We start from the raw sequence: 26447 nt of genomic DNA on the forward strand, positions 1-26447 counted from the left end.
TGGCCAGCAGAAGAAATGGTCACGCGCCAACCCTGGCACAACCGCCAGCCGATATCACGAACCGACACACAAGAGATCTAGCCCTGTAGTACTAGGCGGGAACCTCGGCCAGGTCCCGGCGCCGGACCGACAGGAGACCGGCTACCGCGGCGATGACGAGCCCGCCGAGACCGGCCACCGCGAACCCCCAGGCGGGTGACGCGTGGTCCACGACGAACCCAACCGCGGGAGCCCCGGCCGCCTGGCCCAGCGTGAAGGCCGACGACTGCAACCCCGTCGCCACCCCGCGCACCGCGGGTGGGGCCAGCCGGGCCACCTCCTCAGCGGTGGTGGCCACCGTCGGCGCGCACAACACCGCCGCCGGGACCAGGGCCAGCATCAGCACCCACCACTCGCCCGCCAACCCGATCGGCAACGTCAACGCGCCCAGCCCGGCCATCAGCAGGACCTGCGGCATGGACCTGCGCAGGGCGCCGTAGACCAGACCGCCGACCGCGGACCCGGCCGACCACACCGCCATCACCACGCCCGTCCACGCCAGGGCGTCCAGCTCCTGCATGTGCGCGACGATCGCCACCTCGGTCCCCCCGAGGATGAACACCGCCCCGGCACCCACGATCAGCACGCCGACGAGCCGTGGCGTCAGCCAGGAACGCCGTGGCACCTGTTCGGCCGACTTCTCCTCGGCACTGCGCACCGCCGGGTCCACGACGTACAGCAGCAGTCCCACCAGGACCAACCCGCCCGCCATCACCAGCATCGCCGTCTGCGTCGAGAACTGCGTCGCGACGAGCACCGCGGCGGCCGGCCCGACCATGAAGGACATCTCGGTGGACACCGTGTCCATCGAGTAGCCGGTGCGCCGCAGGTCCGGCGGCACGATCGCGGCGATCGCCTGACGGCCGATCGACATCGCGGGCACCACGAGAAAACCACCGAAGAAAGCGCATGCCAGTAACAATGGGTAGGACAGGAACCGCGCGACGACCCAGAAGGTGGCTTCCCCGATGGTGGTGATGACCAGCATCCTGCGCAGGCCGTACCGGTCGATCACCCTGCCCATGACCGGCGCGCCCGCGGCGATACCGATCGTGGCCAGCGCCCCGACCGTGCCCGCCGCGCCGTACCCCCGGCCCATGGACACGGCCACGTGCAGGGTGAGCACCATCCCGGCGGCGGTGCCGGGCAGGCGCGCGAAGAAGATCAGCACCAGCAGGGTGCGGAGCCCCGGGATTGCCAGGGCCTTGCGGTACAGCTGCATGATGGGATGTGACCTCTCTGGGGCGACCTGCGGCAACCGGTTTACCACCGGTCACCGACAACCGGGGCTCGACCAGCTGGTTCACCCGATGGTTTTCTTGACCAGCTCCAGAGACGGTGATGTGGTGTAGGGACGATGACCAACCACCGGGCCGGACCGGCCGACCAGCTCAGAGCGGTGGGACTTCGTGTCACCGCACCCCGCCTGGCCGCGCTCGACTGGATCTCCAGGCACCCGCACGCCACCGCGGAACAGGTGACCGACGGCGTGCGCGGGCGGCTCGGCTCGGTGTCGACCCAGGCCGTCTACGACGTGCTCAACGCGTGCACGAGGACCGGTCTGCTGCGGCGGATCGAGCCGGCAGGCCACCCGGCCCGGTACGAGACCCGCACGAGCGACAACCACCACCACCTCGTCTGCCGCGTGTGCGGTCGGACCGAGGACGTCGACTGCGTGGTCGGCGCCGCCCCCTGCCTCGAACCTTCCGCCTCGGGCGGGTTCACGGTGGACGAGGCGGAGGTGGTGTTCTGGGGTCTGTGCCCCGACTGCGCACGGGCCAGGGGGTAGCTCAGGCCGTTGGCCGGAAGATGTCCACCACGTTGGCGCGGGAGCGGAGCGCGAGCCCGGTCCGCAGCGCACCCGCGGCCTCGGACACGGCCTCCCGGAACCGGGTGCCGAAGTTGATGAAGCTGACGAACCCGTGGATGAGGTCGTCGTGCTGGCGTTTCACCACCGGCACACCCGCCTCGCGCAGCCGGTCGGCGAACGCGTTGCCCTCGTCACGCAGCGGGTCGAACCCCGCGGTGACGACGTAGGCGGGCGGCAGGCCACGCAGGTCCTCGGCCAGCAGGACCGACAGCCTGGGGTCGCGTCGCTGCTCGAGGTCGGGGCAGTAGTGGTCGAGGAACCACGTCATGTCGTCGTCGGTGAGGAAGAAGCCGTCGGCGAACAGGTCCCGTGACCGGCGGCGCGTGGTCGCGTCGGTCGCCGGGTAGAAGAGCAGTTGGAACACCGGCCGCGACCCGTTCTTGGTCGCCTGCAGGCAGACCGACGCGGCAAGGTTGGCGCCCGCGCTGTCCCCGCCGACCGCGATCGCGGCGGAGTCCACCCCGAGCGCGTCGGCATTGCGTGCCGCGTAGTGGAAAGCGGTGAGCGCGTCCTGCGCCGCGGCGGGGAAGGGGTTCTCGGGCGCGAGCCGGTAGTCGACGGACAGCACCCGTACCTGGGCGTTGCGCGCGAGGTAGCGACAGGTCACGTCGTGGGTGTCGACGCTGCCGATGACCCAGCCGCCGCCGTGGAAATACACGAGCAGCGGCGACCCGGTCGCCAGGTTGACGGGCTCGTACAACCTGGCCGGGATCCTGCCGTGGTCGGCCGGGATGCCGAGGTCACGGGTGCGCACGCCGGTCACGCCGGGCCCCACGAGGGCGCGACGCGCCTCGAGGTCCGCCCGCGCCTCGACGGGCGTGCCCCCGACCAGTGCGGTGTCCGTCAGCGCCATCATGCGCATCAGGAGCTGCGCGTCGAGCGCCAGCTCCTGCCCGTCTCGCTGGACGGGCTTCCCGGCGATCAGCCTGCGCAGCGGCTGCGGGAGTGCGAACACCGAGTGCAGGGCAAGTCCCTGAACTGGCAGCGGAACCCTGTTCATCATAGTCGACATGAACGCCTCCCCGGGCGGCTACGGGTGGAGATTACCCATTGAAACCCCACCCGTCGCCACCTGACGTGCAAAGACACCCGGCTGTCACGAAGAGTTCGGCGTCAGTGACCGATGTGGACGGTCGGCGGCGGATGCCCGTGCCGTGCGTGGCAACAGGAAACACGCCAGTAACGCCACACCGAGCAGCACGACCCCGACCGTCAGCGCGGTACGCGTCGCGGCCACGTAGCCGCCGTCGCCGAGGGTGTTGAAGAACGCCGTGCCGACTGTCGCGGGCCCGGCGGCCGTGCCGAGCTGCACGACCGTGTTCACCACGCCGGACACCGCACCCGTGTCGGCGGCGCCGACCCCGCCGAGCGTGATCATCATCAGTGACGAAGAGCCGAGCCCGAGCCCGGCGCCGAACAGCAGGATCGGCACCACGAGCTGCCACGGCGACACGTCCGTCCCGGCGACGGCGACCATCGCCAGGGCGCCGGCCACCAGCAGCACCACGCCCGCCATCGGCACCAGGCGCCCCAGCTTCGGCACCAGCGGCATGCCGAGCCCGTTGCCTGCCACGATCCCGACCGTCGCGGGCAGCATGGTCAACGCCGTCCTCAGCGGGGAGTACCCCAGCCCGTCCTGCAGGTACAGCGTCAGCACGAAGAAGCCGCCCATGCCGCAGTAGAAGATCAGCATCACCGGGAGCCCGACCGACACGGCCCGGTTGCGGAACATGTCGAGCCGGATCAGCGGCGCCGTCGCCCGCCGCTCCCACGCGACGAACAGCCCGAGCAGCGGCACAGAGGCCGCCATCAGAAGGAACGTCCACGTCGGCCAGCCAAGCTCGCGGCCCTGCACCAGCGGGTAGAGCACCGCGAGCAGCGCCGAGGCCAGCACCAGCACCCCGACCACGTCGGCCCCGCCGCGACCGGCCCCCCGGCGCGGCATGACCAGCAACGCGCCGACCGCGGCCGCCGCGGCGATCGGCACGTTGACGAAGAAGATCGTCCGCCAGTGCCAGCCGAACAGGTCCGCCTGCGTGAGCACGCCGCCGAGCAGCGGCCCGGCGAGGCCGCCGAGCGGGAACGTCATCCCGTAGAACCCCATGGCCCGCCCCTGCGCGGGCCCGGAGAACTCGGCGTGGATGAACGACAGCACCTGCGGCACCATCAGGCCGGCGAACACGCCCTGCGCGACCCGCGCCACCAGCAGCATCGCGATGTTGCCCGAGAGGCCGGCCGCCAGTGACGCGAGGCCGAACCCGGCCGTGCCGAGCACGAACACCGCGCGGTGGCCGAACCGGTCGCCCAGCCGTCCGCCGGTGATCAGCGTGAGCGCGAAGGCCAGCGTGTAGCCGGTCGCGGTCCACTGCAGCGCACTCGACGAGGCGTCCAGCTCACGCTGGATCGTCGGCAGGGCGATGGTCACGATCTGGTTGTCGACCATGTCCATGAACACCGCGGTCAGCAGCACGGCGAGTGCTGCCCAGCGGTTCTCTCTAGTCATGCCTGATACTCTCATGTGAGTGCATGACTTTGTCAAACAGATAGATGATTAAGTCCGGTGGCAGAATGACGCCATGACGACCAAGGGCAGGCGGGCGCCCGCGCCGAACGAGCGGCAGCGCGATCCGGAGCGCACGAAGGCCCGCATCCTGGAGGCCGCGGCGGAGGAGTTCTCCGCGAAGGGCTTCACGGGCGCCCGCGTATCGGAGATCGCCGCACGCGCGGGGGTGAACCAGCAGCTCATCGCCTACTACTTCGACGGGAAGGCCGGCCTCTACCGGGAGCTGGGCAGGCAGTGGCGTGCCTACGAGGCGCAGGCGTTCCCCGACGACCTGGACGGCGCCGAGACGATCAGGCGCTATGTCCGGACGAGCGTCGACCACCAGCAGGGCAGCCGCCTGCTCGCGTGGGAGGGCCTCGGCGACACCGGCTCGGACGCCGACGATGAGGAGGCGAAGGAACGCGACGCCCGCCTGGCCCAGGAGGTCGAGCAGATCCGCGAGCGCCAGCGCAGGGGAGAGCTGGACGACCGCGTCGACCCGGCCGCGTTGCACCTCATCGCCATGAGCGCCGCGAACGCGCTGACCGTGTACCCGCAGCTGGCCAGGGGCCTGTTCCGCGCGGACGCGCACGCCCCCGAGGTGGTCGAGCACTACGCGGAGCAGCTGGCGCTGCTGCTCACGGACAGCCGAGGCGCCGGCACGCAAGACCGGCCCGCATCGTGGTCTGATCGAGCCGCCCGGGACGGCGATGAGGGATGATCGGGGTGTGACGGTCAACGTTGTCGGCATCGGCGGCTCGCTGCGGACCGACTCGCAGTCCGAGCGGGCGCTGCGCATCGCGCTCGACGGCGCCGAGCGTGCGGGTGCGAAGACGACCCTCGTCAGCGGCGCCGACCTCGTGCTCCCGTTCTACGACCCTGCCGAGCCCGACCGCAGCCCCGCCGCGTACCGCCTGGTCGAGGAGCTGCGCAACGCCGACGGCGTGGTCCTGGTCTCGCCCGGTTACCACGGAACCGTGTCCGGCCTGGTCAAGAACGCCCTCGACTACGTGGAGGACCTCCGCGACGACGCCCGCCCGTACCTCGACGGGCGCGCCGTCGGCTGTGTGGCGGCGGCGCGGGGTTGGCAGGCGGCCGTGACGACACTCACGTCGCTCCGGTCGATCGTGCACGCGCTGCGTGGCTGGCCCACCCCGCTCGGCGCGGCCGTCAACTCCGCGCACGTCGTGTTCGGCCCTGACGGTGTGTGCTCCGACGACCAGGTCGCGGCCAGCCTTCGCACGATCGGGCTACAGGTCGTGGAGTTCGCCACAGCACGGGTGTGACCCGGAATCTCCTTGGGTATTCAGGGGTTTTGCCTGATGTAACAAGGAGGTAGAGATGGCCAAGTCCCCAATCACCAGTCCGCTGGGTGACGCGGAGCGCGAGTCGACCGGCGCCGTTCTCCAGGCGACGCTCGTGGACCTCGTCGATCTGTCGCTCATCGCGAAGCAGGCACACTGGAACGTCATCGGCACGAACTTCCGCAGCGCCCACCTCCAGCTCGACGAGCTGGTCAACGCCGCGAGGCAGTACACGGACGATGTCGCCGAGCGTGCCAACGCCATCGGCATCTCGCCGAACGGCAAGGCCAGGACGGTCGTGGAGAGCTCGGGTGTGCCGGCATTCCCCGACAACTGGCAGTCCGTCGAGACCACGGTGGCCGCGATCGTCGAGATCCTCGGCGAGGTCATCAAGCGACTGCGCAAGCGCATCGACGACACCGACAAGACCGACCTGGTCACGCAGGACCTGCTGATCGAGATCACCGCCGAGCTCGAGAAGCAGCACTGGATGTGGCAGGCCCAGACCGCGTGACAGCCGGCACCGCTCGGAAGACCAGGTAGCCGGTCAGGCCCTGTCCATCTCCCTGTGGACAGGGCCTGACGCATATTTCGGCTAGCGCTTCCGGGGGGTGTTTTCTTCTTCCTGTAACGCCGACGGCGACGTACGCGAGTTCGTGAGCGTTGTCCCTTCGGCGGAATGGTTCTCCCATGAGTTCGCGACGGTGGGTTTCGGGTGCTGTGGCGGTAGGGCTGGTACTGGCGGGAACTCCCGCGGTGGCTCTCGCCGCCCCACCCGAGCCCAGTGCCGTTTCCGTGAGTTCGACGCAGTTGGCGCCGGGCGAGGAGTTCACGGTCTCGCTCGAGATCTTCAACCCGGAGGCGTTCACGGTCACCTCCGCCAACGCCCAGCTCCGGACAGTAGAAGCCAACCTGGTCGACCTCGTGGAGCTGGTGTCCTGCACGGGAACCGTCGCCCCCTGCGGGGCACTCACCACGAGCTTCCGAGGACCGGTAGGAGATCTGCCCGGTGGCGAGGGACGCACGGTCGTCTTCACCTTCCGGGTCAAGGACGGCGTACCGGCAGGCGACTTCACGCTGGAACACCAGTTCGTCGGCGGAAACTTCGCGTTCCCCGCGGGGACCGGCCCGGTGGCCACGATTTCTCTGGCGACCGCCGATCTCGAGGTCTCGCTGGATGCCTCGCCGAGGGGAATTCTGACCTCCCGAATCACCTACACCGTGAGAGTCGACAATCTCGGCCCCGGTGACGCGACCGGGGTTCGTATCGGCGGCACGTTCGCCAACGGCCTTTCCTGGGCACACGGAAACGGCTGCACGCGGCCCAGCGGAAGAAATGTCCAATGTGACTTTCCCGCCATTCCCAACGGGGGATCGGCCACGGCCACGTTCTCCGTGGACGCTGGTCTGCTCGCTCTGGGAACCTTCTCCACCTCCGTGTCGAGGGTGGCAGGCTCGCCTTCTGATCCGATCGGCAGTAACGACAGCGCTCGCCGGTCCTGCGCGGCGCTCACCGGGCTGCTCGTGCGGTGCTGATCGGATCGGCCCCCGGTCAGGCCCCGGTAGCGGTGTCGGGCGCCGGGGCCTGACCAACCCTCGTGGGTGCTCTCACAGCCCGCCATGAGGCAGGATCAGGTACGTGAGCAACCACCCGCCCGCCGAGGTTCCCGACGCCCTGTTCGCCAACGCCGACGACGAGTCGCGCTGGCGGTCACGGTTCACGGCGGCCCGCGTGTCCCTGCCGCACTGGGCCCTCGACGCACCCGACCGCAACTTCTACGTCTCCAACGCCAGCGGGGTCTTCGAGATCTACGCCTGGGACAGGGCCACCGACACCCACAGGCAGGTCACCGACCGCCCGAACGGCACCCACACCGGCGCCATCAGCCCCGACGGCGAGCGCCTGTGGTGGTTCAACGACTCGGACGGTGACGAGTTCGGCAGCTGGGTGACGGAGCCGTTCGGCGGCCTGCCCCACGCGGAGGAACCAGCCGAGGCGGTGCCGGGCAGCGTGGCCGGCTACCCGGCCGGGGTGGGCATCGGCCGGACGGTGACGGCACTGGGCGTGTCCAACGACGACGGCACGACCGTGTTCGTGGCAACCCACGGTGACCAGGCAAAAGTCATCTATCAGAACGAGCACGACGGAGGCGTGGCCGCACTGTCGCGGGACGAGACGAAGATCGCCATCGAACACTCCGAGCACGGCGACAACCGCCACCCAGCCCTGCGAATCCTGACGCTGGACGGCGCAACCGTCGCCGAGAAGTGGGACGGCGAGGGCAAGGGACTGGAGGCGATCGGCTTCTGCCCCGTCGAGGGCGACCAGCGCCTCCTGGTCCAGCACGAACGCCGAGGCCGCGACGAGCTGCTGATCTGGGACGTCGAAGCCGACACCGAGACCGAGCTGACCATCGACCTCCCCGGCGAGCTGAGCGCCGACTGGTATCCCGACGGCACGGCCCTGGTAGTGGTCCACACGCACGAGGCCCGCAACACCGTCCACCGCCTGGACCTGGCAAGCGGCGGGCTGACCAGGCTGGACACCCCGCCGGGCACCATCGGCTCGGTCGATGTGCGCCCCGACCACACGGTGGAGTACTCCTGGTCCAACGCGGCTCGGCCAGGAGTGGTGCGAGCGCTGTTCTCGGACGGCACCGAGCGTGTCCTGCTGGAGCCGCCGGGCCACAAGGCGCCACCGTCGATGGAGCTGCAGGACGTCTTCGTCCCGGGCGAGGGCGGACAGGTCCACGCGCTGTACGCACGTCCGGCAGGCGCGGCGGACGGCCCGCTGCCGACGGTCTTCTCGCTACACGGCGGCCCCCACTCACTGGACGAGGACCGCTTCTCGGCGTACCGCGCGGTGTGGCTGGACGCAGGGTTCGCCGTGGTCCACGTCAACTACCGGGGCTCGACCGGCTACGGCTCGGCCTGGCGGGACGCGATCGAGGGCCGACCGGGGCTGACGGAGCTGGCGGACGTGGCCGCGGTGCACACGTGGGCGGTGGAGAAGGGCCTGGCCGACCCGGCGAAGTGCGTGGTGAACGGCGCGTCGTGGGGCGGCTACCTGTCGCTGCTGGCGCTGGGCACACAGCCGTCACTGTGGGCGGCAGGGGTGGCGGGCGTACCCGTGGCGGACTACCTGGCGGCGTACAAGGACGAGATGGAACCGCTACGGGCGTTCGACCGAGCACTCTTCGGCGGATCACCCGAAGAGGTGAAGGACCGCTACGTGGAGTGCTCACCAATCACCTACGTGGACCGAGTACAGGCCCCCGTCCTGGTGGTGGCAGGCGAGAACGACCCACGGTGCCCGATCCGCCAGATCGAGAACTACCTGGCTCGCCTGGCGGACCGCGACAGCCCGTACGAGGTGTACCGCTACGACGCGGGCCACGGCTCGCTGGTGGTAGCCGAGACGATCAAGCAGACGGCGATCGAGGTGCACTTCGTCCGCCGTCACCTGGGTATATAGGTCTGGTGGGGAGCAGCCAACTGCTCCCCACAGAACTGACGGGCGCCTTCCGTGCGTACGGCAGTATGTTGAGGGATCTTCTGCCGTACCCGGCACCCAGGCCTGCCCAGTTGGGCCCGGCGTTCCAGCGGACGGCGATCTCACTCATCTTTTTGTCGGTCATGGCCGAGGGCGCGACGAAGGCGAAGTCGGTCTGCTGTTTGATGTCGGCGAGATACTTGGCGCCGATGAAGATGTTCTGCTTGACGTCCGGCAACGAGGTGACGATTTCCTGCCGTTGCGGTTGGGTCAGCGCTGCGGGGTCGCAACTGAGCGTTTCGGCGGCGCGCCGGATCTGCATGTTGATGGCCGGCCCGGGCGAGGTCTCGTCGGGGGGCTTGCCGAAACCCGGTGCCGTCGAACCATTCTCGGACGTTGTACGGAACGGTGACCATCCACTCGGGTTTACTGCCAGCCGCGCGGTAGACAGTCTCGGTAACGAGGTCCTTAGGCACACCGTACTGTGCCGCGGCGGCGGTGACATCCTTGTTGTCGGCGATGAACTGCTCCTGGTTGATCTTCCTGATGTCATCGGTCCAGCTGCGTCCTCGAGTTCGGGTACGCAAGCGGCCCTGGCAGGTTCCTCGATCGCCTTGGCGTCGGCGAAGAGCCTCTTGATCTCGGCGATGAGCTGGGTCCCCTTGTCGGAGACGTACTGGCCGGGATCCGCTGGGCCGAGTCGGGGCTGTTGGCCATCACCGTCAGGCGTAGTGCCATCCGCTTCCAGTCCCGGAGCATGTCACGGGGGAACACGCTGCCCACCAGGGCGCGAAGCAAGTCCAGCTCGCGCAACCTAGTGTGACTATTCGCGCCACCATAGTGATGGTTAGCCAGAGGCGAGCGCCATCCCCATGCAACGCTGGCCTGTAAGTCGGCAGTCAAATTTCTACTTCCGACTTCTCCGTCCCAAGTATGGTCGGCAGGTTGTCAAACTTGCTGAATCAGCTGATCTGACCCGGGTGTGGCACCTGCCCAGGTGCTGCGATGCGTAGAGTCAGCTCCGCAGGTATTGGAATCGAACATCCGTAAACAAGAAGTTTTGCGTTCACCCAATCGAGTGAATTATGCTTGATTGACGCCTGCGGCTTTCAATCTTTCGAACAAGTACAGGACTATCGGTTAGCATGCTCATGTCGAGTGATCAATGCGACGTGGACGCTGGCCGGCTGCGGTAAGTGACTGGCTGTTCCAGATGGGAGTGTGTAACCAACTACGCTGACAGGGTCAGTGCCATGGTCACAGTCAAGATTTCTACGTAAGCGGCTTATAGGTGACTGACGATCCGGATCGAATAATTGAACATTGCGGCGATGGCGGCTCGTTTGCACCTGCCAGGTCATGCGTGGAGATCAAGTTTGATGCGCTACTCTGCCGGTTTGGTCAAAGACGACCTCACTACAATCGATCTTGGATTCAGGCGCGAGCTCTGACCAAGTTTGGAACAGGCAGTGAATGAAGGGGAAATGACGACTACCAGCTCCCCCGCCAGGGCGGAGGCACCTCCTCCCCATCTGGATAAACGCGAGGTGGCGCTTAAGTTGCTCAAATGGGTTCTCTTTGAGGTCCTGTTCGCAATACTGCCGCTGTTCTTTGCGTGGGCTTCGGCGGCTCTGAAGCACAAAGATACGGGTTGGGGGCAGACTCTTGGGCGCGGAGAGCTGCTCCTCGTAGCGGTCGCCATAATCGCCGTAGCGCTGGGAGATCTTGCGAGTCACGGTTTGAATGATCGACTCAGGGCCTGGAAGCTGGGGCTATTCGGGATCGGGATTCTCTTGGTTTGCGTAGCCTCTTGGCTGTACTCCCAGGTTGCGACGCTGCCTGGCGAGGTCAGCGATGTAGACATTGAGGCAGTTGTTGTGATATCGTTCATAGTTGCTCCGACGGCGATGTTCTTAAGTTTGGTCTGCGCGGTTGTTGCGGAGGTGAAGTAAGGATGAGCCAAGTTCTTATCCTAGTCGCTTCACTTTCTTCACTATTGACGGTAATAATCGGCGTGAGTACTCTCATGATGATTCGTCTCCTTTTTCGTCGGTCTAAACCTCATGAGCGTGTAGAGATATTGCGTGCGCTGCGAGTGCATTTGGAGCAGAGTCACATCGACGAAGATTCGGATCATGCTTCAAATGTTCGAGTAAAACATAGAAACGATTGAGATCTATCGCGAACGTGTCACCAGATTCGGACGATCGTTTCCCGCTTGCCTGGACGATTGCTTGGGAATCGAACGGCCCATCTGTGATAAATCTGTGTATCAGCGACGTGTGTCGTTGACTTCAGCCGTGTATCGGCTCTCTCCGCCAGCCAGGTTTCGGTGTCAGAAACCAACCAAAGTGCGATTTCTCAAAGCTCTGTGCGGGACTGTGATCTATGTCTCGTGCGCGTGGGTATCGATCGTCCTGACGGTCGCCCAGTTCGCGGACAAAAGTGTCAGCAGTCGGCAAGCATGATCTGGCAGAAAGCCGCTCAGTCAGTGATCGAGTGTGCCACGGTCGCTTGAGGCCGGTCGGACCTCGTCGCGGTTGACTAGAACGAGCGCGGCCGCTCCTTGAACGAGTCGGCACCATTGGGTCGGCTAAGTCAAACAGTCAAGCAGGGATCAACTCAGGCCCTGTCCACATCCAAGAGTGGATAGGGCCTCACCTGCGTCGGGGTGACAGGATTTGAACCTGCGACTTCTTCGTCCCGAAGGCAAGCGATACCTGGTTGACGTGCGAAAATGCCAAGTGATCGGTCGATCCTGTGTCCGTGGACGTTCGGTAACGTCTGGGTCGGTTCGCCATGATCGTCAGGCAGTTGGTCAGGCGATGCTGGTCGGTCGTTGCGTGAGGAGGCTCGGGGTGAAGGCCGAGCCGCCCGTCTCCTGTTGACCGGTCGAGTTGACGACGATGCTGCCGGACTGCGCTTCCTTGATCGGCACGGTCCGGTCTGGCCGGGTCCATGTGGATGGGGAGGCGGGTCCTTTGCCTGAAGGGTGCGGAGGCGAGTCGTCCGCTGCGAGGAACTTGAGTTCTTCGGAGGTGACGCTAGGTCTTGGTCGTTGACGGACCGTGACAGGATGCATCCGACCCTGGCATCTAGCGGCTCATAAGGGTAAGGTTATAGTCGCAGGATGGGCGATTGGGCCATCGAGCTGCACGACAGCGTTGAGGTGTGGTTCTTAGAGTTGGTGGAGGAAGACCCCGGGACTGCCGATCTGGTTGAGGAGGCGATCGAGATGCTTGCGGCAACGGGTCCAACCCTGGGCCGCCCTCTCGTTGATCGAATCAAGGGATCGACCTACCACAATATGAAGGAGCTGCGTCCTGCCTCTGCGGGAGGGTCTGAAGTAAGGATCTTGTTCATCTTCGATCCGCGGCGACAGGCGATCATGTTGGCCGCAGGTGACAAGGCCGGTGACTGGAAGGGCTGGTACCAGCGGAACATACCCTTGGCTGATCAACGTTACGAGGAGCATTTAGCAAGCATCGAAGGTACCGAGAAGGAGGGCTGAGCTATGACCCGTTCGTGGAAGGATGTCAAGGCCGATAAGGCTCGTCGTGACGCGGCTAACGGGCGAGACGTCGACGCGGCTCGTGCTGAGGCCCGAACTCGAACTCAGGCGTATGTGCTCGGATTTAGGCTTGCTCAACTCCGTCAGGAACTCCAGCTTTCGCAAACTGAGATCGCGAAGCGCATGGGTATCAGCCAACCTCGGGTCAGCCAGCTTGAGAGCGGCGATGTTGGACAGATGGAAGTCGATACACTAAACCGTTACGTCCTGGCGCTGGGTGGCCGTCTCAAGCTTGTAGCCGACTTCGACGACCATGACGTTAATGTCTCGACGAGTGAAGTGGATCGCGAGGCTGTGCAACAGGTCAATCTCGTGCTGTCGTAGATCGCGACTGACACGACGAAGAAGAGGCTCCGTGTTCGGCAACCTCGTTGCGATTGGTGTCCAGGTTCCTCGGTCATGTTGAGTAGGCTGGATTGTCCGCCGTGCGGCGTGTCATTTAACGCGAGATATTCCGACTGGACTCGTGGTGTCGATCTGTTCAAGCACGTAGTCGATCTCGGCTAACTTTGCGCCGCGACCTGCGCAGTGCTGGGGTCTCGGCAACAGCCGACATCGTCAGGCAGCATCTAGCTGGACGTCGCAATCGTCCACTCTCGTTCGCTGCTCGAAACAGCTGCTTCGGTTACCCATCCATTCCCTGAGAGATCGGCACAAGTTGATCTACCGAGGCGGGCGCGCCCGTTGTCGACGTCGGTCGGCTTGTTGTTCGTCGGTGAGGCCTGCCACCTGTGGGCGGCTCGCGTAGCAGTCTTGGCCAACGTCTGGATCGGCGCCGCCGCGACTTGGGATCGTCTTCCCGGATTCTCCCCAGCGACCCAATAGCGAGACAGGGCCGGTCGCTCCTTATGGAGAAACCGGCTCTGACCTGCTGTTCTGTGGGTCGGGGTGACAGGATTTGAACCTGCGACTTCTTCGTCCCGAACGAAGCGCGCTACCAAGCTGCGCCACACCCCGGTGTTGCAGGCGAAAGTCTAGCTGACGTCCGCATCGGCTCCGAAGCGGGCACTGTCCTTCGCGCCTTCGTGGCCGTTTGCGCTGTTCGGACGGGGTACGAGCGTCAACAGACTGGCCTCCGGCGGGCACGCGAACCGAACCGGCGCGTACGGCGACGTCCCCAACCCGGCCGACACGTGCAGCCACATATGACCCCCCCAGCGCGACGCCCCCCGCGCCCGCGTCCGGTCCAGCTGGCAGTTGGTCACGATCGCGCCATACCCGGGCAGCCGCAGCTGCCCACCATGCGTGTGACCCGCCATCACCAGGTCGTAACCATCCTCGGCGAAGGCGTCCAGCACCCGAGGCTCCGGCGAATGAGTCACGCCCAGCCGCAGCGTCGCCCCTCGGTCGGGTTTGCCCGCTATGTCCGCATAACGATCACGACGCAGGTGAGGATCATCCACCCCGGCCACCGCGATCGTCTGCCCGTCCACCGTGAGCAGCCGGCGCACATGCGTCAGGTCGTGCCACCCACGCTCCACCAGCGCCGCACGCAGGTCCCGCCACGGCAGCGGGATCCCGTGCACCCGCTTGTGGCTCTTGATCAGATACCGCACCGGGTTCTTGGGCCTCGGCGCGTAGTAGTCGTTGCTTCCGAACACGAACACACCCGGCACGTCCAACAACGGCCCCAGTGCCCTGATCACCCCGGGCACCGCGTTCTGGTGCGCCAGGTTGTCACCCGTGTTCACCACCAGGTCAGGCTTCAGCTCGGCCAGAGCGGCCACCCAGCGCTGCTTGGACGTCTGGTTGGGCGTCATGTGCATGTCGGAAATGTGGAGAACCTTCAGCGGGCGGGCACCCTCGGCAAGCACGGGCAGCGTGACCTGCCGCAACGTCCAGTGCCTGCGTTCGATCCCCGCGGCGTACGCCAGGGTGGCGGTACCGACCGCTGTCGTGCCCAGTGCCGCCCGTCCGATGTTCCGCGCCAAGTTGCCCACGTATCCGAGGGTAGTTGGCCCCGCCCGCTGAGTGGAAACCGCCGTGAGTCGGGTCCCTGTGACCAGTAGTGTTCCGCAGCATGGCTGACCTCAAGGCACGGCTGCGGACGGACCTCGCCGCGGCCATCAAGTCCCGGGAGACGACTCGCATGGCCTCGCTGCGGATGGCGCTCGCGGCGATCACCACCGAGGAGGTGTCCGGCGACGCCGCTCGCGAGCTGACCGACCTCGAGGTGGAGCGGGTACTGAACCGCGAGGTCAAGAAGCGCCGGGAGGCCGCTGAGGCCTTCGACGGGGCAGGCCGCACCGACCAGGCGCAGGCCGAGCGTGACGAGGCCGCCGTCCTCATCGGCTACCTGCCCAAGCCGCTCGACGACGCCGAGCTGGACAAGCTCGTCGACCAGGCCGTCGCCGAGGTCACCGAGCAGCTCGGCCAGGCGCCCGGCCAGCGGCAGATGGGCCAGGTCATGAAGGCCGCCAACGCCAGGGTCGCCGGCCGTGCGGACGGTGGGCGGGTTGCCGCAGCCGTCAGGGGCCGGCTCCAGTAAGCAGAAGAGCCGGGCTCGTCGAACGCGAGCCCGGCTCTCGCCGTTCGATCAGCCGCCGGGGCCTCGGCCGCCGCCCCCGCCACCTGGGCCGGGACCGCCGCCGCCTGGGCCACCGCCACCGGTGGGCTGGCCGCCGCCGCTCGGCGGTGGTTGACCGCCCCCGCTCGGCGGTGTCGGCTGCTCGGTCTGGGCGGGCGGCACGTAACCCGTGCTCACGTAGATCGTGATCAGCTCACCCGGCAGCGCCGCGCCGCGCGGGGTCTGGTTGACCACCATCCCCTTCGGGTCGGCCCGGTTGGTCTGCACGGCCTTCACCTGGTAGCCGGCCTGCTGCAGCGCGTTCGTCGCGTCGGTCTGGCTGCGGCCGACCACGTCCGGCACGTTGATCTGCGGACTGCCGTCCAGATATCTCGGGTCCCCGCCGGGCAGCGGCAACACCGGTTCCGGCGCGAGGATCTGGCCCATGGCCTCGTAGAACGTTCGTGCCGGTGCTCTACCGCCGAAGATCGAGCCGTTGCCGCAGAGCTTGGGCGGTACCCCGGAGTTCAGCGAGTCGCAGATCGGCCTTGGTTTCGGTCCGTCGTTGAACACCATCACCGACGCCGCCAGCTGCGGGGTCCCGCCGACGAAGGCCGCCGACTTGTAGTCCTGCGTGGTGCCGGTCTTGGCCGCGATCGGTCGGGTCCAGTGCATCGAGGACGCCGCCGCCGCCGACGTGCCGCCGCTGGTGTCGTCCTTGCTCATGCCCTGCGCCAACGTGTTGGCCAGCGGCTCGGCCACGGCCTGCTCGCACGGCTCCTCGTACTTCGAGATGTCGAGCTTCTTGCCGTTGCGGTCGAGCACCTCGAGCAGCGGCGTCGGCGGGCACCACACGCCACCACTCATCAGCGTCGCGCTGACGTTGGCCATCTCCAGCGGGCTCACCGGCGCCGGGCTCAGCGTGAACGACGCGTTGCCGGGGTTGTTCGGCTTGCTGCGGAAGAACACCGTCTGCGTCTGGTTGACGTTCGCGTCGTTGGAGCTCGGGTCCGGGGTCTGGCCGGACATGTTGGTCGCCATGGTCTCGCGCAGCCCGAGCCGCGAGGCCATGTCCACGACCGGGTCCATGCCGACCCGCTCCTCGAGGATGACGAAGCCGGTGTTCGGCGACGTCGCGAGGCCCTGCTGGAGGGTCATCTGCGGCGGGTAGCCCTCGCTGGCGTTCGACAGGCAGTACCACTTCGTGCCGCGTCCCGCCGTGGGGCAGCTCTTGGCGCCACCGGTGAACTTGTGCGACGTGTACGACGACGGCGTCTGGATCACGTTGTTGATGCCGCCGCCCGCCTCCAGGTAGGCGGCCGACGTGAAGATCTTGTACGTCGACCCGGCGCCGAACTTGTTCATCACCCCGTACGGGTACGCGATCTGGGTCTGCCCCGCGGCGCCGTTGAGGCCGTAGTCGCGGTTGGCGACCAGCGCCACGACCTCGTGTCTCTGTTTGCCCGGCCGCACGATCGCCATGGCGTTGGCGATGCCCTCGGTCGACTTGGGCACCTGGTGCTCGACGGCGGCCTTCGCGATCTGCGTGGCCCGCGCGTCGAACGTGGTCTTGATCGTGTAGCCGCCGGAGTACAGCTGGTCCACGGAGAACATCCCGATCTTCATCAGGTAGTCCTCGACGTACTGGCAGAAGAACCCGTACTCGGGGCCCGCGCCGACGCAGTTGGCGGGCGGGCGGTCGGGGCCGTTGGGCAGGACGCCCAGGGGCTCCTTCTTGGCCTTCTCCGCGTCGGTCGCCGACAGCCGCTTCGTGTCGACCATCGTGTCGATCACCCGGTTGCGCCGCTTGAGGGTCTCCTCGGGGCGCTTCCACGGGTTGTACAGGCTCGGGTTGTTGACCATGCCCGCGAGCAGGGCGGCCTGCGTGACGGTCAGCTTGTCCGGCGTGGTGTTGAAGTAGGCGTGCGCGGCCGCGCCGACACCGAAGATCCGGTCGGAGAACTCGACGACGTTCAGATATCCGGCGAGGATCTCCTCCTTGGGCATCTTCTGCTCGATCTGGATGGCGAGCCGCGCCTCACGCAGCTTGCGCGGGATGGTCTGCTCCTGCGCGCGCTGCCGCCCGATCTCCTTCTCCGGGTCCTCCTCGACGCCGACCTGGTCCCGGTACACCACGTTGATCAGGTAGTTCTTGACGTACTGCTGGGTCAGCGTCGACGCGCCCTGCGTGTCGGAGGACGACGAGTTGCTGATCAGGGCGCGGACCGTGCCCTTCCAGTCCACGCCGTGGTGCTCGTAGAACCGGCGGTCCTCGATGGAGACCACCGCGCCCTTCATGGCCGGCGAGATCTGGTCGGCGGTCACCGGCACCCGGTACTGGCTGTACATGAACGCGATCGGGTTGCCCTGCGAGTCCGTGATCTGCGTGACCAGCGGCGGGTCGGTGGTCACCAGGTCGGCGGAGACGCTGTCGATCGTCTCGCTCGCCTGGTTGGAAGCCACCCCCATGGCGCCGAACACCGGGAACAACATCCCGGCGACGAGTACCCCCGCCAAGAGGCAGAGGCCGAACATCTTCAGCAGACCGTCTCCGACTCGCACGGAGGTCAGCGTACGCGGGACCGAGTGTGGCCGTTGCTTACCCAACAGAGGGATTCCCTTCAAGCAGCCAGGAGAGTGGTTCATCTCCTGACATGTAGACGCGCTGTGGAGGGGTCGCGTTGGCCCGGTCATTACGGTTGACTTCTATTGACTTTATGTAACGGGTGTGCCCCCTGTCGTTCTCCATGGAACCGAGGGGCCTTAGAGTCCGTCAACGTCTCAAACGACTCAGCCGGGTGGACGACGACCGCGTGAGCGGCAGGCCCGTCCGGCGCCCTGGGACCTAAGGGGGGAACCGGGGTCACGAGTTCGCGACGACACGTAGGGGCGGGGGTTATGCAGAAAGAACAACAGCAGGCAGCGGACTGGCGGGTCAACGCGTCGTGCCGCGACGAGGACCCGGACGGGCTGTTCGTGCGCGGCAAGGAGCAGCGCAAGGCCAAGCTCGTGTGCATCGCGTGCCCGGTGCGTACGGAGTGCCTCGCGGAGGCGCTGGACGGCCGCATCGAGTTCGGCGTCTGGGGCGGCATGACGGAGCGTGAGCGTCGCGCTCTGCTGCGTCGCAGGCCGGACGTCGACTCGTGGCACGAGCTGCTCACCGAGGCGAAGCGCCAGCACTCCGACGAGGACGTGGCGGTCGGTTAGACCTTCGGCGGGCCGGCCAGCGCCTCGCCGATCGTGCGCAGACCCGACAGGTCGTGCACGTCCGACGGCATGGCCGGCACGCTGACCGCGGGCACGCTCGGGTGCGCCTTGGTGAACCTGGCGAGCAGTCTGCGTTCGCGTTCGTGCACGGCCACCCGGTCCGCGTGCAACCGCAGCACCGCGGCGGCCAGTGGCGCGTCCCCGCGCGCCTCCAGCCCGTCCGCCGCGGCGGTTGCTTTCGCACTCGCGAGGCCCGCGAGGACCGGGTGCGTCCGGTTGATGACCAGCCCGGACAGCGGCATCGACTCCGCGGCCAACCGCTCGACGAAGTAACTCGCCTCACGCAGCGCGTCCGGCTCCGGCGAGGCCACCACCACGAACGACGTGCCGGACGACCGCAGCAGGTCGTACGTCTTGCGTGCCCGCTGCTTGAACCCGCCGAACATCGAGTCGAAGGCCTGCACGAACGCCGAGGCGTCGGCCAACAGCTGCCCGCCGACGATCGTGGACACGGCCTTCGCGAACAGCATGATCCCGGCGCCGACGACCTTGCGCACGCCCCAGCCGCCGCCGCGTGCCGGACCGGACAGGAGCCGGATCATCCGGCCGTCCAGGGCCGTCGACATGCGTTGCGGCGCGTCGAGGAAGTCCAGCGCCGAGCGGCTCGGCGGGGTGTCCACGATGATCAGGTCCCAGGTGCTCTCGGCGGCGAGCTGGCCGAGCTTCTCCATCGCCATGTACTCCTGCGTGCCGGAGAACGACGTGGAGATCGTCTTGTAGAAGGGGTTGGCGAGCACTTCCTGCGCCCGCTTCGGCCCGGCGTGCGCCAGCACCATGTCGTCGAACGTGCGGCGCATGTCCAGCATCATCGCCGAGAGCTGGCCGTCCGGCTCGAAGCCGTCGACCTCGACCTCCTTGGGCGTGTTGCCCAGCTCCCGCAGGCCGAGCGCCTGCGCGAGCCTGCGTGCGGGGTCGATGGTCAGCACGACGGTCTTGCGGCCACGCTCTGCGGCCCGCACGGCGATCGCCGCCGCGGTGGTGGTCTTGCCGACGCCGCCGGACCCGCAGCACACGATGACGCGGAGGTCGGAGTTGTCGATCAACTCGTCGATGGCGAGCCCTGTCATCGGACCCCCTGCTCGACCATGACCTCGGCCAGCTCGTAGAGCGCCGCGGTGTCGACGCCGTGGGTCAGGTCGGGCAGCTCGACGGCGGGCAGGTCGACGCCCGCGAGCTGCTCGCGGGCCCGCTGCTCGGCGAGCTGGCGGATGGCGTGCTCGACGGTCTCCTCGACCAGCCCGTCCAGGTCGGCGGCGGACAGGTCCAGCCCGGCGGCCTCGAGGCCGCTGCGGACGCGGGAGGAGTCCACACGGCCACCGGCGGCGGGCGTCACGGACCGTGCGGGCAGGCGTGGCGGCCGGACCCTGTTCAGGATCACGGCTCCCGGGCGCAGGTCGGCGGCGTCCAGCTCGGCGAGGGCCTCGACGGTCTCGCGGACCGGCATCTCCTCCAGCAGCGTGACCAGGTGGACGGCGGTGTCGCCGGAGTGCAGCAGCCGGACCACGCCGTCGCTCTGCCCCTTGATCGGGCCCACCTTCGCGAGCTCGGCCATGGCCTTGGTGACGTCGAGGAACTTGACGATCCGGCCGGTCGGCGGCGCGTCGAGCACGACGGCGTCGTACATGTGCCTGCCGCTCTTGTCGGTCCGGCCGACGGTCTCCTTGACCTTGCCGGTGAGCAGGACGTCCCGCAGGCCCGGCGCGAGCGTGGTGGCGAACTCGATGGCGCCCATCCGCCGCAGCGTGCGGCCCGCGAAGCCGAGGTTGTAGAACATCGTGAAGTACTCGAGCAGCGCGGCCTCGGCGTCCACGTGCAGTGCGCGGACCTCGCCCCCGCCGGGTGCCGACGCGATGCGGCGCTCCTCGTACGGCAGCGGCTGGGTGTCGAAGATCTGGGCGATGCCCTGGCGGCCCTCGACCTCGATGAGCAGCACGCGACGCCCGTTCGTGGCCAGGGCGACCGCCAGCGCGGCGGCCACGGTCGTCTTGCCGGTCCCGCCCTTGCCGGTGACCACGTGGAGACGCGCGCGTGCCACCTGATCGGTCCAGCCGACGACGGGTGTGCTCACGATTTCAGGGTATGTGGACTCATCCACCGGGCGCTCACGGAAGGGCCTAACTAGCGAGCATCATCACGGTCACCGTGACCCCGACCACCACGACCGCCGCCCACGCGACGACCGCGGGCAGGACCAGCAGCACGAGCGCGACGAGGATCGCGAGGACGACGAACGAGATCGCCCCGGCCACCGCCACGTCGCCACCGGTCGCGTCCCTGCGTTCGCGCACCCTTGCCATGGTGAGGAGCATCAGCACGATTCCGCCCACGGCGAGCAGTGCGCCGGCTATCAACCGCCATCCCTCCACGCCCCTCAACGTACCGGGATAGAGTCGCGCACCATGACCAAGTGGGAGTACGCCACGGTGCCACTGCTGATCCATGCGACCAAGCAGATCCTCGACCAGTGGGGCGAGGACGGGTGGGAGCTGGTGAGCGTGCTGCCAGGGCCGACCGGTGAGCAGATGGTGGCCTACCTGAAGCGGCCGAAGCCGTGAGCTGGACCGCGCGCCTCGGCGAGCTGGGGATCGCGCTGCCGACCGTGCCGGCACCCGCCGGCGCCTACGTGCCCGCCGTCCGGTCCGGTTCGCTGGTGTTCACCGCGGGCCAGGTGCCGTTCGTCGACGGGAAGGTCGCCGCGACCGGCAAGGTCGGCCGCGAGGTCAGCCCGGAGGAGGCCAAGGGCCACGCCCGCACGTGCGTGCTCAACGCGCTCGCCGCCGTGGACGCGCTCGTCGGGCTGGACGCCGTGACACGGGTGGTCAAGGTCGTCGGGTTCGTGGCGTCCGCCGAGGGCTTCACCGGTCAGCCCGGTGTCGTCAACGGCGCGTCGGAACTGCTCGGCGAGGTCTTCGGAGACGTCGGCCAGCACGCGAGGTCCGCTGTGGGGGTGGCCGAGCTGCCGCTCGGTGTGCCCGTGGAGGTCGAGCTGATCGTGGAGGTGGGGGAGTGACAGAGGTGGACGACCGGACGGCCGCGTGTCACGAGCTCTTGCTGCGCCTGGCGGGCCGGTTGCCGGACCGCCAGCTGTGGCGGCTGCGGGACTGGCTCGCGGGCGGGGCGCTCGACGCGCTCGCACGCGCTCTTCCGCTTACATTGCTCAGAGAACGTGTTGCGATCACGGCGCGTGAGTCACTGCTGCTCAACGCCGCTTTGCTCGACGCGGGCGCCGATGCCGGGCGACTACACGCGGTTCCCTGGGTGGACCAAATCGACGAAGTCGACTACACATTCACCTCGGAGTCGCCCGAACGGGTGAACATGGGTGATTCCGAAGCAGTAGTGCTCGGGGCGGTTCTCCACGGCCGGTCCGAGTTGGTCGACGTGCGTGGGAGTTGGCGACGACACCGTTCCGGGGTGGCACCAGCCACCAGGATCGTGCTCGTCACGGCATCGACGGACTGCGCTCGGTTGACCGGGGAGCTGCAGCGAGTGCTGCGTGCTCTTGGTACGTACGAACCGGGTGTCGAGGTCATGCCGGAGGGCATCGACCTGCCGCCCTATCACCGCGCGGCACTGGCGGCCTCCGAGCCGCTGCTGCCAGGGGTGATCGTGCACCAGGGGTGAGACCAGCTCTCCAGCACAGGCCGTCGATGTCGACGAGAAGCTGGGAAGGAGCCGACCGTGACACAGGTCGCGCGGGGGGTAGGACCGGGGGCCGCGAGCCGTCCAGGCGTCGCGTTGCCGGTCCGAATACATGATCTGCTGCTGTCGTTGGCAGGGCGGCTGGACGACGACGCGCTGGCGGACGCCCGTCAGATGCTGGCGTCCGCCGAGCTGGACCGGTCGCTGGAGTTCCTCGCCGGGTGCCTCGCCGCCGGACGGGTGGTGCTCACCCACGAGCAGCACGCCGAGCTGGCGACGCTGTTCAACGACACCTACCTCGACCAGGCCGTGATCGACCGGATCATGGTCACCGACCGGATGAACATCGGTCGGCACCGGTTCGCGTTCGGGTCCGTCGAGGGCCGCGAGCCCGAGCGGGGCGTCGCCGACGCGGTGCGTTCGGTGCTGGGCGTCCTGCCGGACGTGCGGTCGATGTGGTGCGTGTGGCGGCTGACGCCTGCCGGTCCGTCCTCCGGGCCGGTGCCGCACCTGCTGGTGCTCGTGGGGATCGGGCCGGGCGGTTTCCCGCCCGCCACCGCCTACCGCGTGGAGGACGCGCTGCGGCGCTCCGGGATCCGCGCGTCGGTCGAGGTGCTGATGGACGGCGTCGAGCCCGGCGAATACCACCGGGAGGCGATGCGGAACGCGCGACAGATCCCTTTTGACGGTCCCGGCTTCAACCGCCCTCGGGTGGAGCCGGCGTACGAGGCGGCGAGAATCGCACCGGCACGTGCCGAGGCGACGAGAGTGACCACGGCTCCGGAGCCGCCTCGGCTGGAGCCGGCGAGGGTGTCGTCGGTGCCGCACGAGCAGGTCCACGTCCCCCCGGCGCGTGCGGAGCTGCCGCGTGCCGAGCCGGTACGTGTCGAGCCGCCGAGGGTCGAGCCGCCGCGTGCGGAGTCGCCGCACGCGGAGCCCCAGCCGCGGATCTCGGTGGTGCCGGACCTGCCGCCCGCGGTGGACGCGCCCCGGCTCGACGCCGAGGTGCCGCTGCGCAAGGACCCGCCGTTCAGCGACGTGTCACCTGCCGAGCAGACGCTCGTGTCGCCGATCGTGGCCGGTCCGGTCGGGGACGACCCGCCGGCGGACGTCGTGCGCGAGCCGTTCCCCGTGGAGCTGCCCAGGGTCGAGGCCGTGCGCAGCGACCCGTTCGCACCCGAGCCCGCGCCGCAGCCGGTCCGGGCCGTGGAACCCGCGCCGGACGAGCCGCCTGGCATGCGGGAGGAGCTCCGCATCGAGTCCCGCCCGTCGCCGACGCCGTTGCCCCGGCGCCGTGAGGAACCGAGGCGTGTCGAGTCGCACGACCCGCCGTCGAGGCCGCGTCTCGCGCCTGCCCCCGCGCCGGTGCAGACCGGCGGCGTGGACAAGCACTCGCAGGCGTTCGTCGACGACATCCTCAACACGCAGGAGCGCAACCTCCTGAAGGAGCTGCAGGACGAGCTGGCGCGGCGGGAGCAGCAGGACCCGCCACCCGCGAACAGCTCGGGCTCGTGGCGGGTCGACAGGTCCGGACGGCACGGCAAACCCGCCACTGCGGGCCCGTACGACCACCCGAACCAGCCGAACGGCCCGATGATCATCAACGGGGGCCCGCCGCACGACCAGGGTTACCCGTCGGCCACCTGAGCTTCGACCTGGCCGAGCAGTCGCTGGAGGTGCATCCCGCGCCGCACGTCCAGCGGGTGCTCGGCCTTGTCGTCGGCCACGTGGCGGGTGAAGTCGTCGAGCAGGGTCGCGTAGCGGTCGGCCGAGTCGCCGCTCGCGTCGAAGGGCAGGAACCCCCGAGGCCCGTGCACGGCGAAGTCGGTGACCGCGGGCACCACCGGCGTGTGCATGGACAGCGTGGCGGTGCTGAGCCTGCCGTTCTCGTGGCCGAGCGTGACGTGCCACAGCCCCGGCGGCGTGAACCGCGCGTGCTCGACCGCCTCGACGGTGCCGAGTGCGGCATCGAGCAGGTCGAACACGTGTGGCCCGATGTCGGCGAGCGCGCCGCCGTCGTGCCGCCATCCTGAGCCCTCGTACTGGGTGTCGACGAGCGTGCCGGAGAACCAGCGTGCCTCGCCGCCCACCCAGTCCTCGACCGCGTGCACCTGGTCGAGCCACGCCCTGGTCGCCGTGCCGTACCGGAAGGTCAGCACCATCGCCGTGACCACCCCGGCGCGCTCGACGGCGTCGACGAGCGCGGTCGCTCCTTCCTCGTCGGCCGCGACGGGCTTCTCCAGGACGAGGTGTTTGCCCGCCTCGGCGGCCCTGGCCGCGAGCGGCGCCTGCACCGCGGGCGGCACGGCGAAGGCGACCGCGTCCACCGCCGCGAGCAGCTCGTCGAAGTCGGTCGTCGCGAGCGCACCGGCCGGGCCGGCCAGCTCCGCCGCGGCCTCGCCACGCCTGGCCCAGACCGCGGCGAGGCTGGTCCCGGGGTGCGCGGCGATGCCGGGCGCGTGCACCTTGTGCGCCCACGGCCCGGCCCCGGCGAGGCCCACCCGCAACGTGTCTCCAGTCATGGAACACATCCTGCCGGTCGGGTGCGGAAGTAGGCTCTCGACGTGCGTGAGCTGCCGAAGGAGTTGCGACTGCCCTCCGAGATGGTGCCGCCGTCGCCGCCTGACCCACCCGTGACGCCCAAGGACGCGGCGACCGTGATGCTCGTCAGGGACACCGAGGCCGGGCTGGAGGTCTTCCTCCAGCGCCGCGTGACGGGCATGGCCTTCGCGGGCGGCATGACGGTGTTCCCCGGCGGTGGCGTCGACCGCCGCGACGCGGACACCTCCGTCGCGTGGCACGGCCCGACACCCGCCTGGTGGGCGTCGAGGTTCTCCTGTGACGTCGGCCTCGCGCGGGCGCTGGTGTGCGCGGCCGTGCGGGAGACGTTCGAGGAGTCCGGCGTGCTGCTGGCCGGCCCGGACGAGACCAGTGTCGTGGCGGACGTGCGGCCGTACGCCGAGGCCCGCGCCCAGCTGGTCAACCGGGAGCTGTCACTGGCTGGGTTCCTGGCCGAGGCTGGCCTCGTCCTGCGGGCCGACCTGCTCCGCCCGTGGGCCGACTGGGTCACGCCCGAGCAGGAGGTCCGCCGCTTCGACGCGAAGTTCTTCCTGGCCCAGCTCCCGACCGGCCAGCGTGCCGACGGCGAGACCACGGAGGCCCAGGACGCTCGTTGGCAACGGCCCAGCGAGGCTCTGGACGACTGGAAGGCCGGGAACAGCGGCCTGCTCCCACCGACGTGGACGACGCTCGCCGAGCTGGAGGAGTGCGGCACGGTGGCCGAGGCGATGGCACGGGAGCGCGTGATCACCAAGCTGATGCCGCGCGTGACCCGTGAGGACGGCGTGCTCCGCGTCGTCCTCCCCGGCGACCCCCGTTACGACGAGGCGGCCAACCACCTGGACGCCCGCGGGGAAGACAGGTTGGGCCGATGACCGGACAACACCCCGCCTACGGCGAACTGCGCCAGGTGACCCCGACCGCGGGGGTTGTCCTGGAGGACAACCCGGGCTCGATGACCCTGGAGGGCACCAACACGTGGTTGTTGCGTGCCCCGGGCGCGTCCGGCTGCGTGGTGGTGGACCCCGGCTACGAGGACGTCCCCCACCTGACACGGGTGGCCGAGGCGGCAGGCGAGGTCGAGCTGATCCTCGTCACCCACCACCACCTCGACCACGTGCAGGGCGCGCCGTGGCTCGCCGCGCGGGTCGACGCCCCGATCCGCGCGTTCGACCCGACGCTGTGCGCCGACGCCCCGCCCCTGACCGACGGCGAGGTACTGGCGGCGGCGGGCCTGTCCATGGAGGTGCTGCACACGCCAGGGCACTCGGAGGACTCGATCTGCCTGCGGCTGGACGGCGCGGTGCTGACGGGCGACTCCGTGCTCGGCAGGGGCACGACGGTGATCTCGGACCTGGGCGCCTACCTGACGTCACTGCGCCGCCTGACAGCCCTGCCGGAGGAGACGCTGGCGCTGCCCGGCCACGGCCCTGAGCTTCCGGACGCGGCCGTGACGGCCCAGGAGTACCTGACCCACCGGGAGGCACGCCTGAACCAGGTCAGAGCCGCCCTGGGGGAGCTGGGCCCCGGAGCGACGGCTCGCCAGGTGGTGGAACACGTCTACCGCGATGTGGACGAGTCCTTGTGGGCGCCGGCCGAGTGGTCGGTCCGCGCCCAGCTGGACTACCTCCGCACCACCGGCGAGGCCGAGTAG

Annotated in this window: 27 protein-coding genes and 1 tRNA gene; 17 read left to right on the forward strand and 11 right to left on the reverse strand. The window is 68.4% G+C overall.

What is annotated here, in order from left to right; translation table 11 throughout:
• Positions 1 to 91: 91 nt before the first annotated feature.
• Complete coding sequence (locus CLV71_RS50295) at positions 92 to 1261, reverse strand: MFS transporter (protein ID WP_133908061.1); 1170 nt, start codon at positions 1259 to 1261, stop codon at positions 92 to 94.
• 135 nt (positions 1262 to 1396) lie between these two features.
• Between CLV71_RS50295 and CLV71_RS39500 the strand changes: the two genes are divergently transcribed.
• On the forward strand, positions 1397 to 1828 hold the full coding sequence (locus CLV71_RS39500; protein ID WP_133908062.1) for a Fur family transcriptional regulator: 432 nt from the start codon (positions 1397 to 1399) through the stop codon (positions 1826 to 1828).
• 1 nt (position 1829) lies between these two features.
• Here the strand turns inward: CLV71_RS39500 and CLV71_RS39505 are convergent, their stop codons facing one another.
• Together CLV71_RS39505 and CLV71_RS39510 are read right to left on the reverse strand one after the other, a co-directional pair.
• Positions 1830 to 2921, reverse strand: a complete 1092-nt coding sequence (locus CLV71_RS39505) for an alpha/beta hydrolase (RefSeq protein ID WP_424923946.1) — start codon at positions 2919 to 2921, stop codon at positions 1830 to 1832.
• An 84-nt stretch (positions 2922 to 3005) separates the two neighbouring features.
• Complete coding sequence (locus CLV71_RS39510; protein WP_166664454.1) at positions 3006 to 4412, reverse strand: MFS transporter; 1407 nt, start codon at positions 4410 to 4412, stop codon at positions 3006 to 3008.
• A 73-nt stretch (positions 4413 to 4485) separates the two neighbouring features.
• Between CLV71_RS39510 and CLV71_RS39515 the strand changes: the two genes are divergently transcribed.
• From CLV71_RS39515 to CLV71_RS39535, 5 genes are all read left to right on the forward strand, one after another.
• Complete coding sequence (locus tag CLV71_RS39515; RefSeq protein WP_133908064.1) at positions 4486 to 5172, forward strand: TetR/AcrR family transcriptional regulator; 687 nt, start codon at positions 4486 to 4488, stop codon at positions 5170 to 5172.
• 7 nt (positions 5173 to 5179) lie between these two features.
• A complete protein-coding gene (locus CLV71_RS39520; protein ID WP_133908065.1) occupies positions 5180 to 5737 on the forward strand; it encodes an NADPH-dependent FMN reductase in 558 nt (185 codons plus the stop codon).
• A 55-nt stretch (positions 5738 to 5792) separates the two neighbouring features.
• On the forward strand, positions 5793 to 6269 hold the full coding sequence (locus CLV71_RS39525) for a Dps family protein (protein ID WP_133908066.1): 477 nt from the start codon (positions 5793 to 5795) through the stop codon (positions 6267 to 6269).
• A gap of 281 nt (positions 6270 to 6550) precedes the next feature.
• Complete coding sequence (locus tag CLV71_RS39530; protein WP_133908067.1) at positions 6551 to 7291, forward strand: COG1361 family protein; 741 nt, start codon at positions 6551 to 6553, stop codon at positions 7289 to 7291.
• Between the two features lie 103 nt (positions 7292 to 7394).
• Entirely contained in the window at positions 7395 to 9230 is a 1836-nt protein-coding gene (locus tag CLV71_RS39535; protein ID WP_133908068.1) for a S9 family peptidase, read from the forward strand.
• Here the strand turns inward: CLV71_RS39535 and CLV71_RS39540 are convergent.
• Positions 9178 to 9570: a hypothetical protein gene (locus tag CLV71_RS39540; RefSeq protein ID WP_133908069.1), complete on the reverse strand. Its 393-nt coding sequence runs from the start codon at positions 9568 to 9570 to the stop codon at positions 9178 to 9180. The genes CLV71_RS39535 and CLV71_RS39540 overlap by 53 nt on opposite strands.
• 1162 nt (positions 9571 to 10732) lie before the next feature.
• Here CLV71_RS39540 and CLV71_RS39545 point away from each other — a divergent pair.
• The 3 genes from CLV71_RS39545 to CLV71_RS39555 all read left to right on the forward strand — a co-directional run bounded on the left by CLV71_RS39545 (position 10733) and on the right by CLV71_RS39555 (position 13143).
• Positions 10733 to 11200: a hypothetical protein gene (locus tag CLV71_RS39545; RefSeq protein ID WP_133908070.1), complete on the forward strand. Its 468-nt coding sequence runs from the start codon at positions 10733 to 10735 to the stop codon at positions 11198 to 11200.
• Positions 11201 to 12378: 1178 nt separating this feature from the next.
• Complete coding sequence (locus CLV71_RS39550) at positions 12379 to 12759, forward strand: type II toxin-antitoxin system RelE/ParE family toxin (RefSeq protein ID WP_133908071.1); 381 nt, start codon at positions 12379 to 12381, stop codon at positions 12757 to 12759.
• Between the two features lie 3 nt (positions 12760 to 12762).
• Positions 12763 to 13143, forward strand: coding sequence for an XRE family transcriptional regulator (locus CLV71_RS39555; RefSeq protein WP_133908072.1), 381 nt, complete (start codon positions 12763 to 12765; stop codon positions 13141 to 13143).
• Between the two features lie 559 nt (positions 13144 to 13702).
• Here the strand turns inward: CLV71_RS39555 and CLV71_RS39560 are convergent.
• Both CLV71_RS39560 and CLV71_RS39565 read right to left on the reverse strand, forming a co-directional pair.
• Positions 13703 to 13776, reverse strand: a tRNA-Pro gene (locus CLV71_RS39560).
• A gap of 17 nt (positions 13777 to 13793) precedes the next feature.
• Positions 13794 to 14759, reverse strand: coding sequence for a metallophosphoesterase (locus tag CLV71_RS39565; protein ID WP_424923947.1), 966 nt, complete (start codon positions 14757 to 14759; stop codon positions 13794 to 13796).
• A gap of 80 nt (positions 14760 to 14839) precedes the next feature.
• Here CLV71_RS39565 and CLV71_RS39570 point away from each other — a divergent pair, with 80 nt between their 5' ends.
• The gene (locus CLV71_RS39570; protein WP_133908073.1) at positions 14840 to 15307 is read left to right on the forward strand and encodes a GatB/YqeY domain-containing protein; all 468 of its coding nucleotides are present in this window, start codon (positions 14840 to 14842) and stop codon (positions 15305 to 15307) included.
• Positions 15308 to 15355: 48 nt separating this feature from the next.
• Here the strand turns inward: CLV71_RS39570 and CLV71_RS39575 are convergent, their stop codons facing one another.
• Entirely contained in the window at positions 15356 to 17887 is a 2532-nt protein-coding gene (locus tag CLV71_RS39575) for a penicillin-binding protein (protein WP_243867211.1), read from the reverse strand.
• 336 nt (positions 17888 to 18223) lie between these two features.
• Here CLV71_RS39575 and CLV71_RS39580 point away from each other — a divergent pair, with 336 nt between their 5' ends.
• Positions 18224 to 18532: a WhiB family transcriptional regulator gene (locus CLV71_RS39580; RefSeq protein ID WP_133908074.1), complete on the forward strand. Its 309-nt coding sequence runs from the start codon at positions 18224 to 18226 to the stop codon at positions 18530 to 18532.
• On the opposite strand, the gene bagB is transcribed toward CLV71_RS39580, so the two are convergent.
• From bagB to CLV71_RS39595, 3 genes are read right to left on the reverse strand one after another with little or no spacing between them, the layout of a single operon-like run.
• Positions 18529 to 19659, reverse strand: coding sequence for an ATPase BagB (gene bagB, locus CLV71_RS39585; RefSeq protein WP_133908075.1), 1131 nt, complete (start codon positions 19657 to 19659; stop codon positions 18529 to 18531). The genes CLV71_RS39580 and bagB overlap by 4 nt on opposite strands.
• The gene (bagA, locus tag CLV71_RS39590) at positions 19656 to 20660 is read right to left on the reverse strand and encodes an ATPase BagA (RefSeq protein ID WP_133908076.1); all 1005 of its coding nucleotides are present in this window, start codon (positions 20658 to 20660) and stop codon (positions 19656 to 19658) included. Before bagA ends, bagB begins: the two co-directional genes overlap by 4 nt.
• A gap of 46 nt (positions 20661 to 20706) precedes the next feature.
• Positions 20707 to 20958: a hypothetical protein gene (locus CLV71_RS39595; RefSeq protein ID WP_133908077.1), complete on the reverse strand. Its 252-nt coding sequence runs from the start codon at positions 20956 to 20958 to the stop codon at positions 20707 to 20709.
• Positions 20959 to 20991: 33 nt separating this feature from the next.
• Between CLV71_RS39595 and sp36 the strand changes: the two genes are divergently transcribed.
• From sp36 to CLV71_RS39615, 4 genes are read left to right on the forward strand one after another with little or no spacing between them, the layout of a single operon-like run.
• On the forward strand, positions 20992 to 21147 hold the full coding sequence (sp36, locus tag CLV71_RS39600) for a Sp36 family protein (protein WP_133908078.1): 156 nt from the start codon (positions 20992 to 20994) through the stop codon (positions 21145 to 21147).
• Positions 21144 to 21602 (forward strand): RidA family protein, encoded by a 459-nt coding sequence (locus CLV71_RS39605; protein WP_133908079.1) that lies wholly within the window; start codon positions 21144 to 21146, stop codon positions 21600 to 21602. The genes sp36 and CLV71_RS39605 overlap by 4 nt, the downstream gene beginning before the upstream one ends.
• On the forward strand, positions 21599 to 22216 hold the full coding sequence (locus tag CLV71_RS39610) for a hypothetical protein (RefSeq protein ID WP_424923948.1): 618 nt from the start codon (positions 21599 to 21601) through the stop codon (positions 22214 to 22216). Before CLV71_RS39605 ends, CLV71_RS39610 begins: the two co-directional genes overlap by 4 nt.
• 57 nt (positions 22217 to 22273) lie before the next feature.
• A complete protein-coding gene (locus tag CLV71_RS39615) occupies positions 22274 to 23881 on the forward strand; it encodes a hypothetical protein (RefSeq protein WP_133908080.1) in 1608 nt (535 codons plus the stop codon).
• On the opposite strand, the gene CLV71_RS39620 is transcribed toward CLV71_RS39615, so the two are convergent.
• Positions 23863 to 24756 carry a Gfo/Idh/MocA family protein gene (locus tag CLV71_RS39620; protein ID WP_133908081.1) on the reverse strand — a complete coding sequence of 298 codons (894 nt, stop codon included), beginning with the start codon at positions 24754 to 24756 and terminating at the stop codon, positions 23863 to 23865. The two genes, CLV71_RS39615 and CLV71_RS39620, sit on opposite strands and share 19 nt — an antisense overlap.
• Before the next feature lie 81 nt (positions 24757 to 24837).
• Between CLV71_RS39620 and CLV71_RS39625 the strand changes: the two genes are divergently transcribed.
• Both CLV71_RS39625 and CLV71_RS39630 read left to right on the forward strand, forming a co-directional pair.
• Positions 24838 to 25668, forward strand: coding sequence for an NUDIX hydrolase (locus CLV71_RS39625; RefSeq protein WP_166664459.1), 831 nt, complete (start codon positions 24838 to 24840; stop codon positions 25666 to 25668).
• Positions 25665 to 26447 (forward strand): MBL fold metallo-hydrolase, encoded by a 783-nt coding sequence (locus CLV71_RS39630; RefSeq protein ID WP_133908083.1) that lies wholly within the window; start codon positions 25665 to 25667, stop codon positions 26445 to 26447. The genes CLV71_RS39625 and CLV71_RS39630 overlap by 4 nt, the downstream gene beginning before the upstream one ends.

The organism is Actinophytocola oryzae (genome assembly GCF_004364325.1).
Taxonomy (GTDB): Bacteria; Actinomycetota; Actinomycetes; order Mycobacteriales; family Pseudonocardiaceae; genus Actinophytocola; species Actinophytocola oryzae.

Excerpts from the sequence above, each read along its gene's own strand:
- CLV71_RS39620 (WP_133908081.1), bottom strand. The coding sequence starts at position 24,756 with ATGACTGGAGACACGTTGCGGGTGGGCCTCGCCGGGGCCGGGCCGTGG.
- CLV71_RS39500 (WP_133908062.1), top strand. The coding sequence starts at position 1,397 with ATGACCAACCACCGGGCCGGACCGGCCGACCAGCTCAGAGCGGTGGGA.
- CLV71_RS39550 (WP_133908071.1), top strand. The coding sequence starts at position 12,379 with ATGGGCGATTGGGCCATCGAGCTGCACGACAGCGTTGAGGTGTGGTTC.
- CLV71_RS39625 (WP_166664459.1), top strand. The coding sequence starts at position 24,838 with ATGGTGCCGCCGTCGCCGCCTGACCCACCCGTGACGCCCAAGGACGCG.
- CLV71_RS50295 (WP_133908061.1), bottom strand. The coding sequence starts at position 1,261 with ATGCAGCTGTACCGCAAGGCCCTGGCAATCCCGGGGCTCCGCACCCTG.
- bagB (WP_133908075.1), bottom strand. The coding sequence starts at position 19,659 with ATGACAGGGCTCGCCATCGACGAGTTGATCGACAACTCCGACCTCCGC.
- CLV71_RS39540 (WP_133908069.1), bottom strand. The coding sequence starts at position 9,570 with ATGCAGATCCGGCGCGCCGCCGAAACGCTCAGTTGCGACCCCGCAGCG.
- CLV71_RS39545 (WP_133908070.1), top strand. The coding sequence starts at position 10,733 with ATGACGACTACCAGCTCCCCCGCCAGGGCGGAGGCACCTCCTCCCCAT.
- CLV71_RS39510 (WP_166664454.1), bottom strand. The coding sequence starts at position 4,412 with ATGACTAGAGAGAACCGCTGGGCAGCACTCGCCGTGCTGCTGACCGCG.
- CLV71_RS39525 (WP_133908066.1), top strand. The coding sequence starts at position 5,793 with ATGGCCAAGTCCCCAATCACCAGTCCGCTGGGTGACGCGGAGCGCGAG.
- CLV71_RS39515 (WP_133908064.1), top strand. The coding sequence starts at position 4,486 with ATGACGACCAAGGGCAGGCGGGCGCCCGCGCCGAACGAGCGGCAGCGC.
- sp36 (WP_133908078.1), top strand. The coding sequence starts at position 20,992 with ATGACCAAGTGGGAGTACGCCACGGTGCCACTGCTGATCCATGCGACC.
- CLV71_RS39555 (WP_133908072.1), top strand. The coding sequence starts at position 12,763 with ATGACCCGTTCGTGGAAGGATGTCAAGGCCGATAAGGCTCGTCGTGAC.
- CLV71_RS39580 (WP_133908074.1), top strand. The coding sequence starts at position 18,224 with ATGCAGAAAGAACAACAGCAGGCAGCGGACTGGCGGGTCAACGCGTCG.
- CLV71_RS39505 (WP_424923946.1), bottom strand. The coding sequence starts at position 2,921 with ATGTCGACTATGATGAACAGGGTTCCGCTGCCAGTTCAGGGACTTGCC.
- CLV71_RS39630 (WP_133908083.1), top strand. The coding sequence starts at position 25,665 with ATGACCGGACAACACCCCGCCTACGGCGAACTGCGCCAGGTGACCCCG.
- CLV71_RS39570 (WP_133908073.1), top strand. The coding sequence starts at position 14,840 with ATGGCTGACCTCAAGGCACGGCTGCGGACGGACCTCGCCGCGGCCATC.